The following is a 15,764-nucleotide window of genomic DNA, read 5'->3' as shown; positions in this document are numbered from 1 at the left end:
GGCGTCATGAGGGTACCCATCCAAATATCGCTACAGCCTTACTCTAATATTCCTCTTCAGAAAGTGACCTGCTCCCTATCGGTAAACGCCGTTGTTAAACCGATCAGCGCCTTCCACGAGGGCGGGATCGGGAGGGGTAACTGCAAACTCATCCAGATGAGACTTGATAATGTCAATTTCGCGATCGCTCAAATTGGGAATTTCCAACACTTCCTCAACGCTGTCGTAAGGCGCGTATTTGAGCACTTTGCCCGCGATCGTGGGATACATCCCTTTATATTTCACAAAAGCTTGCACGTTAGCGTTATTCAAATCCAGCTTAGAACCATACTCGGTACTGAGCTTGTCATCCACCGCATTCCGAATTTCTTCGGCCAATAAGGGTGACTGCCATGCTTGAGACAGGGACGCTGCCGCAGCGGGCTGTACTGGCACACCTGACCAGCTACCTAGCAGCATTCCTAGCGACAGCACCAGGCCAACCAACAAACGTTTCATCTACTCAATCCCCTCGTTCAGAAGACTCAACACAACAATCTATAAGAGCTTATCATCTCATTTCCCCGCTATCGATCATTTGGATGCTTACAAAACGCATTGCGGGGCCGAACAGGACAGGGCTTGCGCTGAGGCGATAGGTGCCGCGATCGCACTCACAATCGCCGTCTCAGGAGGCCGCCGTGCGAGCCAGATGGATGTCAGTTACCGACGTTTAGGCACCGGCAGGAGATTCTGGTATAGCGGACTACGTTTCGATCCCTCAGATGAGGCGACTATCCTAAACAACCTTCAGCCACCCGCCCGATTGGCCCCAAGCCTAAGGCGAGCTGATGTTGCCAGTGTCATTAGAGTTGCTGCGATTCTGAGTTTTAGTCTATGACGATTGCATTCCCTGCTGGTGCGAGCTGGTTGTCTCGCTGGCGACGCCCCCTTGAGTCCGTGCTGTTGCCGATCGCGGCATTGGTGGTGGCGCTTTTGATTTTTGGGATTTTTTGCGCTCTGTCCGGAGCGAATCCGCTGGCGGTGTACGGCTCTATCTACAGAGCCGCGTTTGGCAGTTGGAGTGCCTGGCAGAATACCCTGATTCGGGCTGCGCCGCTGATGCTGACAGCGCTATGTACGGCGTTACCAGCGCGGCTTGGGCTGGTCATTATTGGTAATGAGGGTGCGTTGGTCATCGGGGGTCTCTGCGCTGTGGTTATGGGACTGAGCGTGGGCGCGACGCTGCCGCCGTTCATGGGGCAAATGGCGATGGCGATCGCGGCCATTGTCGGCGGGGGTGTCTGGATTATGTTGGCCGGGGCCTTACGACACTATCGGGGGGTGAATGAAACCATTAGCAGTCTGCTGCTGAACTACATCGCGATCGCCGTGATGAACCACTTGGTAGAGGGGCCGATGCGCGATGCCGAATTTGTCACCAAGCCTTCTTCCGCAGAACTGAGTGAAGCGCTGTGGATGGGCACCATTCCCGGTAGCCGCATTCACTATGGCCTAATTTACGGTTTGATCGCTTGTGTCCTCGCCTATGTGCTGATTCAACGCACGACCTTTGGCTTCGCGGCCAGAACGACGGGCGGTAATCTGCGGGCGGCGCGAATTGCCGGTTTGCCGGTCGGTAAGTTGACTTTGGCAGTGTGCTTTTTGGGCGGGTCTTGTGCGGGGTTGGCGGGCATGATTGAGGTCGCTGCTGTGCAAAAGCGCATCAATGAATCGCTGGTGTCTAACTACGGGTATGCGGGCATTTTGGTGGCGTTTGTCTCGCGGCATAACCCCCTCGCCACAATTTTAGTAGCGGTGTTGCTCGGGGGCATTTTGGCCAGTGGCGGCATTTTGCAGCGATCGCACGATCTCCCTGATGCCACCGTCCTCGTTTTCCAGGGCATTGTCTTTTTGTGTGTGCTATTTAGCGATTCGCTCTACGGTCGCCTGCCCTGGTTCCAAGAAAAGCCAGTGGTTTGAGTCATCCCCGCCAACCGTTCGCCGTTACTTCGAATCTTTCTGATACCTCGCACCTCACACAACATCAACTTGCACTCTAGTGATATCTCCCCGTTTGAGGACACACCATGGCAACTGAAGCACTCGGCTGGTGGGGCGTACCCCTGGGCATTTTGGCCGGTACCCTACGCGGCAGCGCCCCCTTTCTCTTTGTGAGTTTGGGAGAGTGCCTGACCGAAAAAAGTGGCAAAATCAACCTCGGTCTCGAAGGCACCCTGCTGATGGGGGCGATGAGTGCCTACGGCATTTCCTATCTGACCCAAGGTTTTGTGGGTGAGTTTTGGGCACCGTGGTTGGGGGTATTGGCGGCGGGCATCGCGGGCATGTTTCTCGGCTCCATTCACGGCTGGCTAGCGCAGCAACCACGCGTCAATGATGTCGCCGTCGGCATCGCCATGATTATTTTTGGCAGCGGTTTGGCCTTCTTTTTGGGCAAACCGTTTATTCAACCCCAAGCGCCGCAGCTATTTACACTACAGTTCGGCGCTTGGAGCAGTAATCCAGCGGTGCAGTCGGCGTTGAAAATCAGTCCTCTATTTTTGATCGGCGTGGCGATCGCGCCCCTCATGCAGTGGTTCTTTCGCGCTACCCGCTGGGGGCTCTACATTCGTGCGGTCGGCGATAGTCCCGAAGCGGCCCGCGCCATGGGCATTTCCATCTTTAAGGTGCGATTTCTCAGCATTGTGGCGGGGAGCTTTCTGGCCGGCATTGGCGGCGCTTGTCTGTCGCTTTACTATCCCGGCGTGTGGACGGAACGGATTTCTAGCGGTCAGGGCTTAATGGCGGTGGCTCTGGTGATTTTCGCTCGTTGGAATCCGATTCAGTGCCTGTGGGCATCACTCTTGTTTGGGGGCGCACAAGCGATCGGGCCCGCTTTTCAGTCAGTGGGCATTAACGCTTACTACTACTTATTCAACGCCGCGCCTTATATCTTGACGTTACTCATCATGATCGTCACCTGCTCACCCAAACGTACTTTAGTCGGGGCACCAGGTTCCCTCGGCAAAGGCGATTGAGCTTGGAGCGTCGGCCGCTCATGATTGCCAGTTAGTCGAACCCGCAGCCCCCGCTAGCCGACATGACTAGATCATGCTTGCCGCCACTTAACCTGCCGTCCGCTGCCGCTCAACTTCGTAATTTTCTGATACGTCCGGTGAGCGTCCGCATTCTCGCGGCTGTCAGTCGCTTGGCTGTGGGGGGCATGGCCTGACCGCTGATGTATAACCACTGTAGACAAGATTTTCGTTGGTTTTAGCCGAGATTCGTTAACATGATTCGCATCTACGGTGCTAGCGCGAATCCGCTTCGGCTTGGCGGGCGATCGCGAGGGGCTGAAACCTCAGGCACCATAGGCACAGACATCGTCCCTCATTAGGTACCTTTGGTAGTTAACCATTTATGCCTAAAAAGCGAAGATTTTAAAGTTTACGGGTACTTTAAAAAAATACAGGGTGATGCTTGCTCTAGTTGGCGATCGCGCCCAGCATAAACACGTTCCACCGTGAAAAATTGCATCAGGGAAGCTAATTTGCGAGTCATTGAATATTATGAGCATGGTTCTAGTAGTGGAGGACAGCATTCCCCAACGGGAAATGATCACCGAATTGCTAAAAGGCAATGGCTTAAGCGTTGCTGCGGCAATGGATGGGGTTGAAGCTTTGGAGCAAATTCAGGCTGGAGAACATCCCGACCTTGTGGTACTTGATATCGTGATGCCCCGGATGAATGGCTATGAAGTTTGTCGTCGTCTGAAGTCTGATCCCATCACTCAGCATGTGCCGGTCATTCTGTGTTCTTCAAAAGGGGAAGAATTTGATCGCTATTGGGGTATGAAACAAGGCGCTGATGCCTACATCGCTAAGCCATTTCAACCCATGGAACTACTGGGCACCGTGAAACAACTGCTACGTGGATGACGTTCAGGGCTGGAGGAAAGGATGGTCGGCAATCCCGATTTTTTGACCGGTAAAGGGCAAGAGCAAGGGCCGGAGTTGCAAGAACTCGAATCGCCCGAAGGTGAACTGTATCTCCGGTTTTTTATCACCACTGGTGACGAATTTGCCTTACCGGCAACTGGCATCCGTCGCATTATTGAACATCCGCCGGATCGCATTACGCCGGTCCCCAACGTGTCGCCGCTCTTGCTAGGAACCTTAAATGAGCAAGGCCGGGTGATTTGGGTGGCTGATTTAGGGCAGTTTTTGGGATACCCCACCCAGATGAACACGGATCGCACAGAGATTCCGGTCATCGCGATTGAAGAACAAGGAACTATGCTAGGGTTAGCCGTTAATCAGATTGTTGGGACGGATTGGATGGATCTTGATTCACTTAATCTCTCTCAAAATACCCCTGACACAATGGCACCCTTTCTCAAGGGGGAGTGGGTCATCGAACACGACTCTTCTAAGCAGATAGTTCGGTTACTAGACCACATCGCTGTTTTGAGATCAGCTCGCTGGGCTGCCTAACAGTTGTATTTAGATTGCTTAAACGGCAGGAGATTAGGAAATGGCATCGAGCACTGATTACACCCAAGCATATCAGAAAGCTGAGAGAGCCTACATGCAGGGTAGCTACGAAGATGCTGCCGGAATCATAGACCAGCTTGCTGTTGATTATCCTTCGGATCCTAGTGTGCTGTTGCTGCGAGGGCATATCTACTGTTACGGGCTGCATCGCTACAGTGAAGCGCGTGAACAGTATCAAGCAGTTTTAGATGTAACCGCTGATCCAGAGTTCGTCGACTTTGCCCATAATGGGCTGGCCTATGCCGAAGAGCAGTCTGCCGCCGATGCGTTTGACAATGTCGGTGGCTTGGTAGATGGTAGCGCGACATTGGCCGATGTCTCGGACTCATCCGCAGCCCATGCTGACGATACGGCCGGTGAGCCGGGCTTCTTCGATGAAGCAGCAGATGACCTGACGGAGTTCAACCTGGATGCCGCCGATGTCGATCTCGATCTGTCAGGAGATTTGACCCCAGATTCTCCGTTCGACAGTCCGTTTGACGCTGCTGAAAATAACAGACTCGATGATTCTGGAGCAGCGGTTGACACGCCCGATCCGTTTGCGTTCAACCTCGATGACGAGGGGGCCGTTGAGACGGCGGCAACTGAGAGTCCCTTTGGGATGAATGATGACAATCCCTTTGGAGCTGATATCGATTTGGCGGAAATGGAGATGCCAGATTCTGATATTGCTGGGGATGATCCGTTCTCTGATTTTGAGAATTTGGAAACTGCAGAAACTGACCCCGAACCTTTGAGCCCGGAGCCGGGAGTGGCTTTTGAGTCAGCTCCGACGCAGATGGAAGAGATGCTGGATGAAGCTGACGATTACGCCATGGATCTGCCGATGGCTGACGACGCCATGGGCATGATGGATCAGCAGGATGATCAAACGCTCTTTATGGCAGAGCCGGCTGGGGATGAGGCGGACGCTGATCACGATGCCTTTGCTGGTGCCGACGAGGCGGCTTATTGGTCAGACGATGCTGGCTCTACTGGAGAAACTTATGCCGATGTCAGCTATGCCGACAATGGGGCGGCGATCGCGGACGCCAGCGCCAGCGGGAGTCAAAGTAATGTTGACTTCCTGGATGACTTTGATGAATTTGACGATTTAGGCAGCATCCCAGACTTTGAACTCACCGATAGTTCTGCTGGATTCACCAGTCCCATGGCCGGCAGTTCTGGGGTTGACCTTTCGGATGAAGCCGTCGAGTCGGATAGCTTTGGAGCCTCTGACTTTGCATTAGACGAAGACACCTCATCGACCATCGGCAACGAAGAAATTTTCAGCATTTCTGGTGCTGCGGATCAACTGCCAGCCTTTGCCCAAGTAGACGACGAAACCCAACCCGTTCAAGTCGAACAAGGTAATCTCGCCCCGCTCGAAAATGCCTCCATTGATACCAAACAAATTATCGTAGCGGGCGCAGCCGGACTTGCCTCCTTCATTACCGCTGGTGTGGTGTACTTTGTCGGCTCTAGCGTGATGTCACAGCAACGGGTGCAGCCCGTCCCGGCGGCGGCAATGTCTTTGGCAGCGGGACTGGCTGGATTCGGGACTGCGGCTGGCGTGGGCCAGTTAGCTAATCGTCGCACCAAGCAAGGCTTAGAGGATTTGCAGGCCCAGTTCGCCGCCGTTTCCCAGGGCAATCTAAACGCCCGAGCAACCGTCTATGCTGAAGACGACGTCGGCCAGCTGGCTTCTGACTTTAATCAAATGGCTCGGGTGATTTTGACGACCACCAGCGAGGCCCAGCGCAAAGCCCAAGAGCAAGAACAGGCGAAGGAAGATTTGCAACGGCAAGTGATTCGGCTGCTGGACGATGTGGAAGGTGCGGCCCGAGGCGACTTGACAGTGAAGGCCGAAGTCACGGCTGACGTCTTGGGAGCCGTTGCGGACTCGTTTAACCTCACCATTCAAAACCTGCAAGAAATTGTCCGACAGGTGAGTGTCGCCGCCCGCCAGGTGAGTGTCGCCTCAGCGGAAAATGAGACATTTGCTCGCAGTTTGTCGGCCGATGCGTTGCGGCAGGCGGAAGAACTGGCGGTCACGCTGAATTCAGTGCAAGTGATGACAGACTCGATTCAGCGGGTGGCAGAAAGTGCCCGGGAGGCGGAAGAAGTGGCCCGTTCTGCATCGGCGACGGCCCTACGGGGTGGTGAGTCGGTAGAACGGACGGTAGCCGGTATTCTCGAAATTCGCGAAACGGTGGCCGAAACCACCCGGAAGGTGAAACGGTTGGCCGAATCTTCCCAAGAGATTTCCAAAATTGTGGCGTTGATTTCGCAGATTGCCTCCCGTACAAACTTGCTAGCCTTGAACGCCAGTATTGAGGCGGCGCGGGCTGGTGAAGCGGGGCGCGGTTTCGCGATTGTAGCGGACGAGGTGCGACAACTGGCCGACCGGGCCGCAAAAGCATCGAAGGAAATCGAACAAATTGTCTTGCAGATTCAAAGTGAGACCAGCGGGGTAATGACGGCGATGGAAGAAGGGACCCAACAGGTGATTGAGGGGACCAAACTGGCCGAGCAGGCGAAGCGATCGCTGGAAGATATCATTCAGGTCTCGAACCGGATTGACGTCTTGGTGCGATCAATTACTGCCGACACCGTCGAACAGACGGAAACCTCTCGGACGGTGGCTCAGGTGATGCAGTCCGTTGAATTGACCGCGCAGGAAACCTCGCAAGAATCGCAGCGAGTGTCTGGTTCCCTCCAAAATCTGGTCGGCGTTGCCCGCGATCTACTGACTTCTGTGGAGCGATTCAAGGTCGATTAAGGGGAGGAAACCCAAGCCTAAAGGGTGGGCGATCGCCCTTTCGAGGGGCATCAATCAGATCAATGTAACGGGCTGTAAAGCCGCTTACTTACTACCCATTAAGATGTCTGAACAAGGGAAGGTCATGAGCCCAACAGCCCACATGTCACCGCCGGGGAAGCACTATCGAGGCGTCACATATACCGATGCCAGGGCACTACATACGAGCACTAGGGGGGAAATAGTCCGCCATGATGCCTGAACAGCAGCAGCGAATCCTGGGATATTTCATCGAAGAAGCCAAGGATCATCTCAATACGATTGAACAAGGTCTTCTCAATCTTCAGAACACAATTCAAGATCCAGAAATGGTGACTGAAGTGTTTCGGGCAGCTCACTCAGTCAAAGGTGGTGCTGCAATGTTAAGCCTGGGCAGCATTCAAGCCACCTCCCACCGCCTCGAAGATTACTTCAAACTGCTCAAAGAAGCCCCCAACACCCAGGTCGATCGCGATCTGGAAACCATGTTTCTGCAAGTTTTTGATGTTTTGCAGGCACTACTCGAAGAATTACAAGGTCCCTTTGGGCTCACTGAAGAAAAAGCCCAAGAGGTGATGGCCGACATTGAGCCAGTCTTCGATCGCTTAGGAAGTCATCTCAACGAACTCATCGCCGTTGCTCCCGCCGCCGCTGCTCCGGCGGCAGTGGCCCCAGTGCCAGCTCAGCCTACCCGCACAGTTGCTAGCAGTAGCGAAGATAGCGCACTCAAGTTGGTCTTTAGCAGTGATGTGCCTGGCCACTTGCGCGAAATGTTGACGCTCTTTAAGCAAGCGGATACCGCAGCCAGCCGTGCCGCCTTGCAAGCCTGTTGCGATGCCCTCAAGCGTGTTGGCGAGCAATTTGATCTCAGTCTCTGGTGTGATCTGACTACTGCCACCCGCCACGCAGTCGGCAACTCAGACCAAACGTATCGATCGCTAGCGCCCGTCATTATTAAAGAACTAAAGCGCGCCCAGGAGCAGGTACTGGCTGGGCAAGCCAATGCGATTGTGGTTTCTGCCGAGTTGGAGTCGTTAATGCCGCTCCTCGTCGAACCTGAGGATGTGGTGGGCGATATTGACTCGCTGCTGGACGACGCTTTATCCACCACAGAAGAGCCGGATTTGGCCGATCTATTTGCAACCGAAACCGAGTCAGCAACGGGAGCCGAAGCCGATTTGGATTGGTTAGATCTCTCGGAAGATGCGGCGGATACGGCGGCATCTGATCATGATGACGATTTGGCTGATTCCCTCTCAGCCTTCACGAATGACGAGAGTCCCACCGAATTACCTCGTGAACCGACGGTAGGCACGGCGGAGTTGAACAGTTTGGCCGATCTCTTTGAAGGAGAAGTGTCTGAACTAGATTCTCCGTGGGAGGAAATTTCCGAAAGTGAAGCGGCTGTCGCCGATACACCGAGCCCAGATATTGAGTTAGACAGCGATTTCTCAGATTTATTAGACGACTCTCTGGGAGACGATGATGACGCTGACAGTAGCGGCGATCTGGCCGATCTCTTTGGTGATACTGGGGGCTTTGGTGATGCTACGCCAGCGGTGGCAAACTCGTCAGACACCGATGACGACCTGGATGATTTGTTAAATCTTGGGGCTGAAACTAGCGACGCTGATACTTTCGCTGCTGAGGGAGAGGATGACTTAGATTCGTTACTGGATGGTGTAGATACTTCTTCAGATAACGGCCATAACGATCTAGGTGACGACTTGGATTTGGACTTTGATGAGTCCTCTGATGCGCTCGACCTCGATTTCGCAGCGTCATCGGAGGACGCTGCGACCGATGCTGATTTTGATGATTTGTTTGATACTGAAGAGCCAGCCGCCGCAACAGCCGCTGACCGCTCGGAAGAATCGTTTCAGTTGGACTCCGTTGATCATGCTGCGGAACCAGAGTCGGCGGTGACAGATGCATCGACCTCAGGCACGACGGTGGCGTCTGCCGAGGGTGACGACTTTGGCGCGATTTCAGATCCCTGGTCTGCTGGGGGCGACGACGCCAGCGAGGATGTCGAGCTAGCATTAGATGCCTTCGATGAGTGGTCGGACGAGTCAACCGCCGCCGCCACAGATGGATCTGAGCTTGATTTCAGCGACTTTCCTGATATTGATGAAACAGCTGCGGCTACGCCTGATGATGATGGAGCCGCAACCGACGACTTTGACGATTTGTTTGGGGAGGCTGCAGCTAGTGAGTCAACTCCCTCGACAGCATCCGAGTTCGACGATGCTGAGTTAGAGCTAGACGCGATCGCAGCTCCCGAGGTGTCCGCCGCTTCGGAGGCCGGTTCCGCTGCTCGGTTAGATGAACCTGCGCCAGCCGACACGACCGCCGCCGCCGCGGACGCCGACCTCAGTGACCTGTTTGCGACGGCGGTGCCAGCCAACGGTACTGATTTAGATTTCCTGGACGAAACTACATCGGCAACTGAAGCGGCAGACGCGATCGATGATGTCGATCTCCTGTTTGGAGCAGACACGGATAGCCGTATCGACAGCGCCGATCCCGATTTTGATGACTTACTGGGGGATACCGTTCAGGCTGCTGACACAGAACCCACGGTTGCAGCGCCGGATACTGACGAGTCGGTGGACGACTTTGATTTAACTTTTGCTGATGATAGTGACGAAACTCTGGCTGTAGATTCCGATGCGGCCGCGATCGGTTTAGAAGGTGATCTGTCGGCTACGACTGTGCCTGACGACAGTGATGATTTATTCGCTGCAGGCACAGCCGCCGCTGATGATAGTGATGATTGGTTTGGCACAGATGACGCTGAGCTGACGGGTACCACAACCGTGACCAGTAGTGACGACGCTGACGACTTTTTCGGTAGCGATGATGTGAGTCTCTCGGATGCAGATGAGGCAGCCGCAACTAATAGCAACGACATTGATGATTTCTTCAGCACAGATGACTCAGCAACGGAGACTGACCACGATCTCGACGCCTCGGCGAGCGACGCTGATGATACGTCTGATGTATCCCTGGACTTTGACGCTGAGAGTGGACTGGACGACTTAGAGCTAGCGACCGCTCCCGAGGCCGATGGTCAAGACGCTGCCGCTACGGATGACACCGATTTTGATGTGTTGGACTTAGGCGATGTTGATCTCGGTGATGACAATGCTGACCTAGCTGACTCTGAGCTGCATGACTTGGGCTCAGAATCGGCATCAGAGGATCTATTTGGTGGGCCTGAGGACAGTGCCGTTGATGCTGACCGCGGAGACCTGGATCTGGACTTAGGCACCTTTGACGACGTCACCGATGAGTCTGACAGTCTTGATGACCTCAGTCTTGATGGTGACGATGGAGGCGAATTTGACGACCTTGATGCCATGCTCGCGGAGGATACGACTGGTATCGCCCCTGAGTCCTTCGCCGTTGACGAGCCCGTGGCCGCCGCCACCGATGAATTTGGTGAGCTGGATGCGCTGCTGGATGATGATGCAGCGGTCACGGCGGCCAATGCGGCGGTAAGTGAGATCGACGTCGATTTTGATGAGTTGGATGCTCTCATTGGCGATTCCGACACCCCAGCAACAGCAGCGACTGCACCTGCTAGCAGGGACCCTGCGGACGACGACTTTGGGGATCTGGAAAAATTGTTAGAAGAGGCTGATCAAACGTTGGGGGGTGGTTCTACCAGTCTGCGATCGCCTGGGCCTGGACGGTCTAACCGGCGGGTGGGTGGCATTGTTGACCAGACCATGCGAGTCTCCGTCAAACACCTGGATAATCTGAACAACCTCGTGGGTGAACTGGTCGTTAACCGTAACTCTCTGGAGCAAGATCAAGATCGCTTTCGGCAGTTTCTCGATAATCTGCTCTTTCAAGTGCAGCAGTTAAATGATGTGGGCCAGCGGATGCGTGATCTTTACGAGCGATCGCTGCTCGAAAGCTCACTCCTAGCGAGCCGCCAAGCGTTTCACTCTGGGGGCAGTGCGCTATCCACTATGACTAATGGCAACCATGGCGATAGCCACGCCACTGGAGCGAGCTTTGATGCCTTGGAAATGGATCGCTTTACCGGCTTCCACACGTTGACCCAAGAGATGATCGAACTCATCGTCCGAGTTCGAGAGTCTTCGTCTGACATTGCTTACACGGTGGAATCCACTGACCAGATTGCTCGCCAATTTCGCCAGGTGACGACGCAACTGCAAGAAGGCTTAAACAAGGCTCGCATGGTGCCGTTTGCCCAAACTGCCGATCGCTTGCCCAGAGCCGTACGAGACATCTCGATTAAGTGCGGCAAAGAAGCCCGCCTGGTTGTCGAAGGTCGAGAAACGCTCATCGATAAAATGCTGCTAGAGCGTCTGTACGACCCCATGACTCACTTGGTCAACAACGCTATCACCCACGGCATTGAACCGCCAGAAGAACGAGCCGCGCTGGGCAAACCCCGAGAGGGCAAAATTGCGGTTCGCGCCTTCTACCAAGGCAACCAAACGGTCATTTATATCGAAGATGATGGTGCTGGCATCAATCCCACTGTCATCAAACAAAAAGCCATTCAAAAAGGGCTGATAACCCAGGCAGAAGCCGACCGCATGAATGATGTTGAAGCTCGTGAGTTAATCTTCCACCACGGTTTCAGTGTCCTCGATAGGGCGAATGATTTTGCGGGGCGAGGTGTCGGGATGGACGTGGTGCGAACCGCTTTAGCGGAAATTCGCGGTTCTATCACGATCGACTCTGAGGTAGGCAAAGGTACTAGTTTTACCATCCGTTTACCGCTCACTCTGAGTATTTCGAAGGCGTTGAGCTGTCTGAACAACCAAGCCCGCATCGCCTTTCCGATGGATGGGGTCGAAGATATGTTCGATGTCCCCCGGGAGCGGGTCCAAACGAATGACGAAGGGCAGTCATTTATTCAGTGGCGCGACATGTCGCTGACCTTCCAACCCCTGTCAGACCTATTGCAGTTCAACCGCGCGTTGGGCAGAGGTCGAGTGTATGGCGGCAGCCAAGACGACGACATGGTCTCCATTGTGGTACTGCGTAACGCCAATACCTACATCGGCATTCAGGTCGATCGCGTTTTAGGTGAGCAGGAAATTGTAATTAAACAGATCGAAGGCCCAGTGCCCAAACCGATGGGCATCGCTGGTGCCACTGTTTTAGGGGATGGCCGCGTCATGCCCATTGGTGACGTGCTGGAACTCATAGATATCGCTCAAGGTCGGGTGCGGCGTGAGGCTGGTTCATCTATTTGGGCACAGGTGGAACTGTCTCCCGAAGAGGACGAAGGCCCCGTCAAGGCGGAGCCGACGGTGCTCATTGTGGACGACTCGATTACGGTCCGCGAACTACTGTCGATGAGTTTCAACAAGGTTGGCTACCGGGTCGAACAAGCCCGCGATGGTCAAGAAGCTTGGGAAAAAATGCGATCGGGCTTGCCATGCGACTTAGTCTTCTGTGACATCGAAATGCCCCGGATGGATGGTCTCGAACTGCTATCCAGAATGCAAAAAGACAGCATGTTGAAAAACATTCCCATCGCGATGCTGACCTCGCGCGGGGCCGATCGTCACCGCCAGATGGCCGTTGATTTAGGGGCCAGTGGTTACTTCACCAAGCCCTATCTGGAAGAAGCGCTGTTAGAAGCGGCGCACAAGATGTTGCAAGGGGAAGTGCTCATTGGGGCAGCAGTAACAGAAGAAGCAGAATAGACAGCTGGACTTTAAAGCAACTCAGCCGGGCAGGATGGTTACCTTGCCCGGCTGAGTTTTGTCATGGGTTTTCCAAAGCCGACGTCTACAGGTCTTCGACTTCTTGTCCAGAGACTACTGGGGCAGTTTTCCGCAGCTTCAGTTCAGGATGATCGCCTTCAACTTGGCCCACATTCCACTCATTGCGGAATAAGAGCACCGGACGGCCCCAGCTGTCCTTGACCGTCGTGGTGTTGAACAGACGGCCTGCTTTTTCTAGGGCTTCCCAGCCACCTTCAACCCAGCGAGCGACGCTGTAGGGTAGCGGCTCCAACCGAGTGTCAACGTTGTATTCGTTTTGTAGACGAAACTGCACCACTTCGAACTGTAGTTGTCCGACTGCGGCCAGAATGGGATCGCGCTTGGATTCGTCGGCGGAGAACATGATTTGGACTGCGCCTTCTTCACGCAATTCGGTGACGCCCTTGTGGAACTGTTTGAATTTCGACGGGTTGGGATTTCTGAGGTATGCAAACAGTTCGGGCGAAAAACAGGGAATCCCTTCGTATTCCAGTTTTTGACCTTGATAGATCGTGTCACCGATCGCAAACACCCCTGGATTATTTAAGCCAATGACATCGCCCGGATACGCTTCCTCTAGGGACTCGCGCCCCTGGGCAAACAGCTTTTGGGGGTGCGAAAGACGGACGTTTTTGCCCGATCGCGCATGGTTCACCACCATATCTTTTTCAAACTTGCCGGAACAGACGCGAATGAACGCCACGCGATCGCGGTGTTTTGGATCCATATTGGCTTGGAGCTTAAAGACAAAGCCCGAAAAATCTTCGGCAGTGGGCTCGATTTCCCCCTGCGTACTGTTGCGGGGGGCGGGCTTCAGGGCATAGTCCAAAAAGGCATCCAGAAAAAGCTGCACACCAAAATTGGTCATAGCGCTGCCAAAGAAGACTGGTGAGAGTTGGCCCGCGTGGATGGCCTCTAGGTCAAGTTCAGCGCCGAGTTCCTCGATCATCTCCAATTCTTCTTTGAACTGGTAATAGAGCTCCTGATCGACGAGTTCTTCGATCCGAGGATCGCCCAAATCTAGTACGGTTTTGCCTGCGGCTTTGCTACCGTGGGCAGTGCGCTCAAACAAGTGAAACTGGCGCTTGCGGCGGTCGAAAACGCCACGAAACTGTTCACCCATGCCAATGGGCCAGTTCACGGCGTAGGTCGCGAGGCCCAGCTCTTGCTCAATCTCGTCTAAGAGCTCTAGGGGTTCGCGGGCTGGGCGATCCATCTTGTTGAAAAAAGTAAAAATGGGCAGCGATCGCATCCGACACACTTCAAACAGCTTGCGAGTTTGCGGCTCCAAACCTTTTGCCGCATCTTCAAGCATGACCGCATTATCGGCAGCGGCCAACGTGCGATAGGTGTCTTCACTAAAGTCTTGGTGTCCCGGAGTATCCAGCAGGTTGACGCGCACGTCTCGGTAGTCAAACTGCAACACCGTTGAGGTGATGGAGATACCTCGCTGCTGTTCCATCTCCATCCAGTCAGAGGTGGCATGGCGCTGTGCCCGCCGGGCTTTAACTGCCCCTGCTTCATGGATGGCCCCGCCGTAGAGCAGCAGCTTTTCGGTCAGGGTGGTTTTACCCGCATCGGGGTGAGAAATGATCGCAAAATTGCGGCGCTTCTCCACCTCTTCGGTCAAGACTGCTTCGGACACGGTCGATGTTGCCATAAATGCCTACAAACAGGGAATGTAGAAGAATATCAGTATGCTTTTATCTTAAGTCAAGCGTCTGGACTTTACCAAAAGGACAACTCCATCAGGGCCATCTTCCTGTCAACCCCGCTGTAAAAATAGCTGTTCAGGGGCTAGTGCTCGCCTGTTTCAAACTAATTATCCAAGAAAAAAGGGCAGCGATCGCTGCCCCTAAACACCATGACTTACTAACTTGCTCACTGGTCGAACTAAGGGCCTACATTAAGCCCCGACTTCGGGCAACTCTTGAGGATCATTTTCGGTTTGACCGTTGAGGCTGATTTTCACAACTTTGTTGCGAACTTCTTCCACTTTAGGCAGGGTTAATGTTAGAAAGCCGTTCTCAAAGTTTGCCGCAACTGCATCATTTTGGATGGCTTCTGGCAAGTTCACAACCCGACGGAAGGTACCGTAGTGAATGTCGTCATGCAGCACGCGATCGCCTTCTGCCACTTCAGGTTGCGGACGCTCACCGCTAATCACAATGCTTTCGCGAGTCGCCTGAATATCAATGCCATCGGGGGTAATTCCTGATAGCTGAACTGTCAGAACATAGTGATCGTTGCTCTCAACCAAACGGATGGCGGGAGTCCATGCCGTAGGTGCCGTTTCTATCACATTGCTAACTTCATTGAATACGCTGTCGAGTTGGCGGCGTAGGGTTTCAACTTCTTGAAAAGGATGCCAGTAACGAACAATCATGAATTGCCTCCTAAATCTCTTGCGGGAATGTTTTCGCTTGCGCCTTATGACTCTTATGATGCGTGTTTGTTTTGGAAAACAACAGTGATAAAAACCACACCCGGATGGCGAATTTCTACACCGAACTCACCGTACCGAATTAGCCGTAAATCAGCGCTGGGTGCTGGATCAATAGGCTGCAAAGCTTGATTTATGCAGGCGTAAGTAGAAATTCAGAATTATCTATCCCTCCGGGCTTCGACTTCGCTCAGCCCTCAACGCCTTACCTGGCAAGCAATTTTGCTGATTGAGCGGAGTCGAAATCAGCC

The 15,764-nt window shown here is 53.8% G+C and carries 9 protein-coding genes; 6 read left to right on the top strand and 3 right to left on the bottom strand.

Translation table 11 applies throughout. The annotated features are described in order from the left end of the window. Window positions 1-75: 75 nt before the first annotated feature. On the bottom strand, window positions 76-498 hold the full coding sequence (gene psbU / locus JUK32_RS00800; RefSeq protein WP_204136963.1) for a photosystem II complex extrinsic protein PsbU: 423 nt from the start codon (window positions 496-498) through the stop codon (window positions 76-78). Between the two features lie 378 nt (window positions 499-876). Between psbU and JUK32_RS00795 the strand changes: the two genes are divergently transcribed. From JUK32_RS00795 to JUK32_RS00770, 6 genes are all read left to right on the top strand, one after another. Then, on the top strand, window positions 877-1,962 hold the full coding sequence (locus tag JUK32_RS00795) for an ABC transporter permease (protein ID WP_204136962.1): 1,086 nt from the start codon (window positions 877-879) through the stop codon (window positions 1,960-1,962). Between the two features lie 107 nt (window positions 1,963-2,069). Next, on the top strand, window positions 2,070-3,017 hold the full coding sequence (locus JUK32_RS00790; RefSeq protein WP_204136961.1) for an ABC transporter permease: 948 nt from the start codon (window positions 2,070-2,072) through the stop codon (window positions 3,015-3,017). A 531-nt stretch (window positions 3,018-3,548) separates the two neighbouring features. Further along, window positions 3,549-3,917: a response regulator transcription factor gene (locus tag JUK32_RS00785; RefSeq protein WP_204136960.1), complete on the top strand. Its 369-nt coding sequence runs from the start codon at window positions 3,549-3,551 to the stop codon at window positions 3,915-3,917. Between the two features lie 21 nt (window positions 3,918-3,938). Next, the gene (locus JUK32_RS00780) at window positions 3,939-4,472 is read left to right on the top strand and encodes a CheW domain-containing protein (RefSeq protein WP_204136959.1); all 534 of its coding nucleotides are present in this window, start codon (window positions 3,939-3,941) and stop codon (window positions 4,470-4,472) included. Between the two features lie 40 nt (window positions 4,473-4,512). Next, window positions 4,513-7,293 (top strand): HAMP domain-containing methyl-accepting chemotaxis protein, encoded by a 2,781-nt coding sequence (locus JUK32_RS00775; RefSeq protein ID WP_204136958.1) that lies wholly within the window; start codon window positions 4,513-4,515, stop codon window positions 7,291-7,293. A gap of 230 nt (window positions 7,294-7,523) precedes the next feature. Next, window positions 7,524-13,010 carry a response regulator gene (locus JUK32_RS00770; protein ID WP_204136957.1) on the top strand — a complete coding sequence of 1,829 codons (5,487 nt, stop codon included), beginning with the start codon at window positions 7,524-7,526 and terminating at the stop codon, window positions 13,008-13,010. Window positions 13,011-13,095: 85 nt separating this feature from the next. Here the strand turns inward: JUK32_RS00770 and prfC are convergent, their stop codons facing one another. Next, a complete protein-coding gene (prfC, locus tag JUK32_RS00765; protein WP_204136956.1) occupies window positions 13,096-14,730 on the bottom strand; it encodes a peptide chain release factor 3 in 1,635 nt (544 codons plus the stop codon). A gap of 246 nt (window positions 14,731-14,976) precedes the next feature. After that, window positions 14,977-15,456: an Hsp20/alpha crystallin family protein gene (locus JUK32_RS00760; RefSeq protein ID WP_204136955.1), complete on the bottom strand. Its 480-nt coding sequence runs from the start codon at window positions 15,454-15,456 to the stop codon at window positions 14,977-14,979. Window positions 15,457-15,764: the final 308 nt, after the last annotated feature.

Origin of the sequence: Halomicronema sp. CCY15110, assembly GCF_016888165.1 — a bacterium.
Classification (GTDB): Bacteria; Cyanobacteriota; Cyanobacteriia; order Phormidesmidales; family Phormidesmidaceae; genus Halomicronema.
The sequence above is the reverse complement of the archived record's forward strand: the minus strand, read 5'-3'. Positions and strand labels throughout refer to the sequence as shown.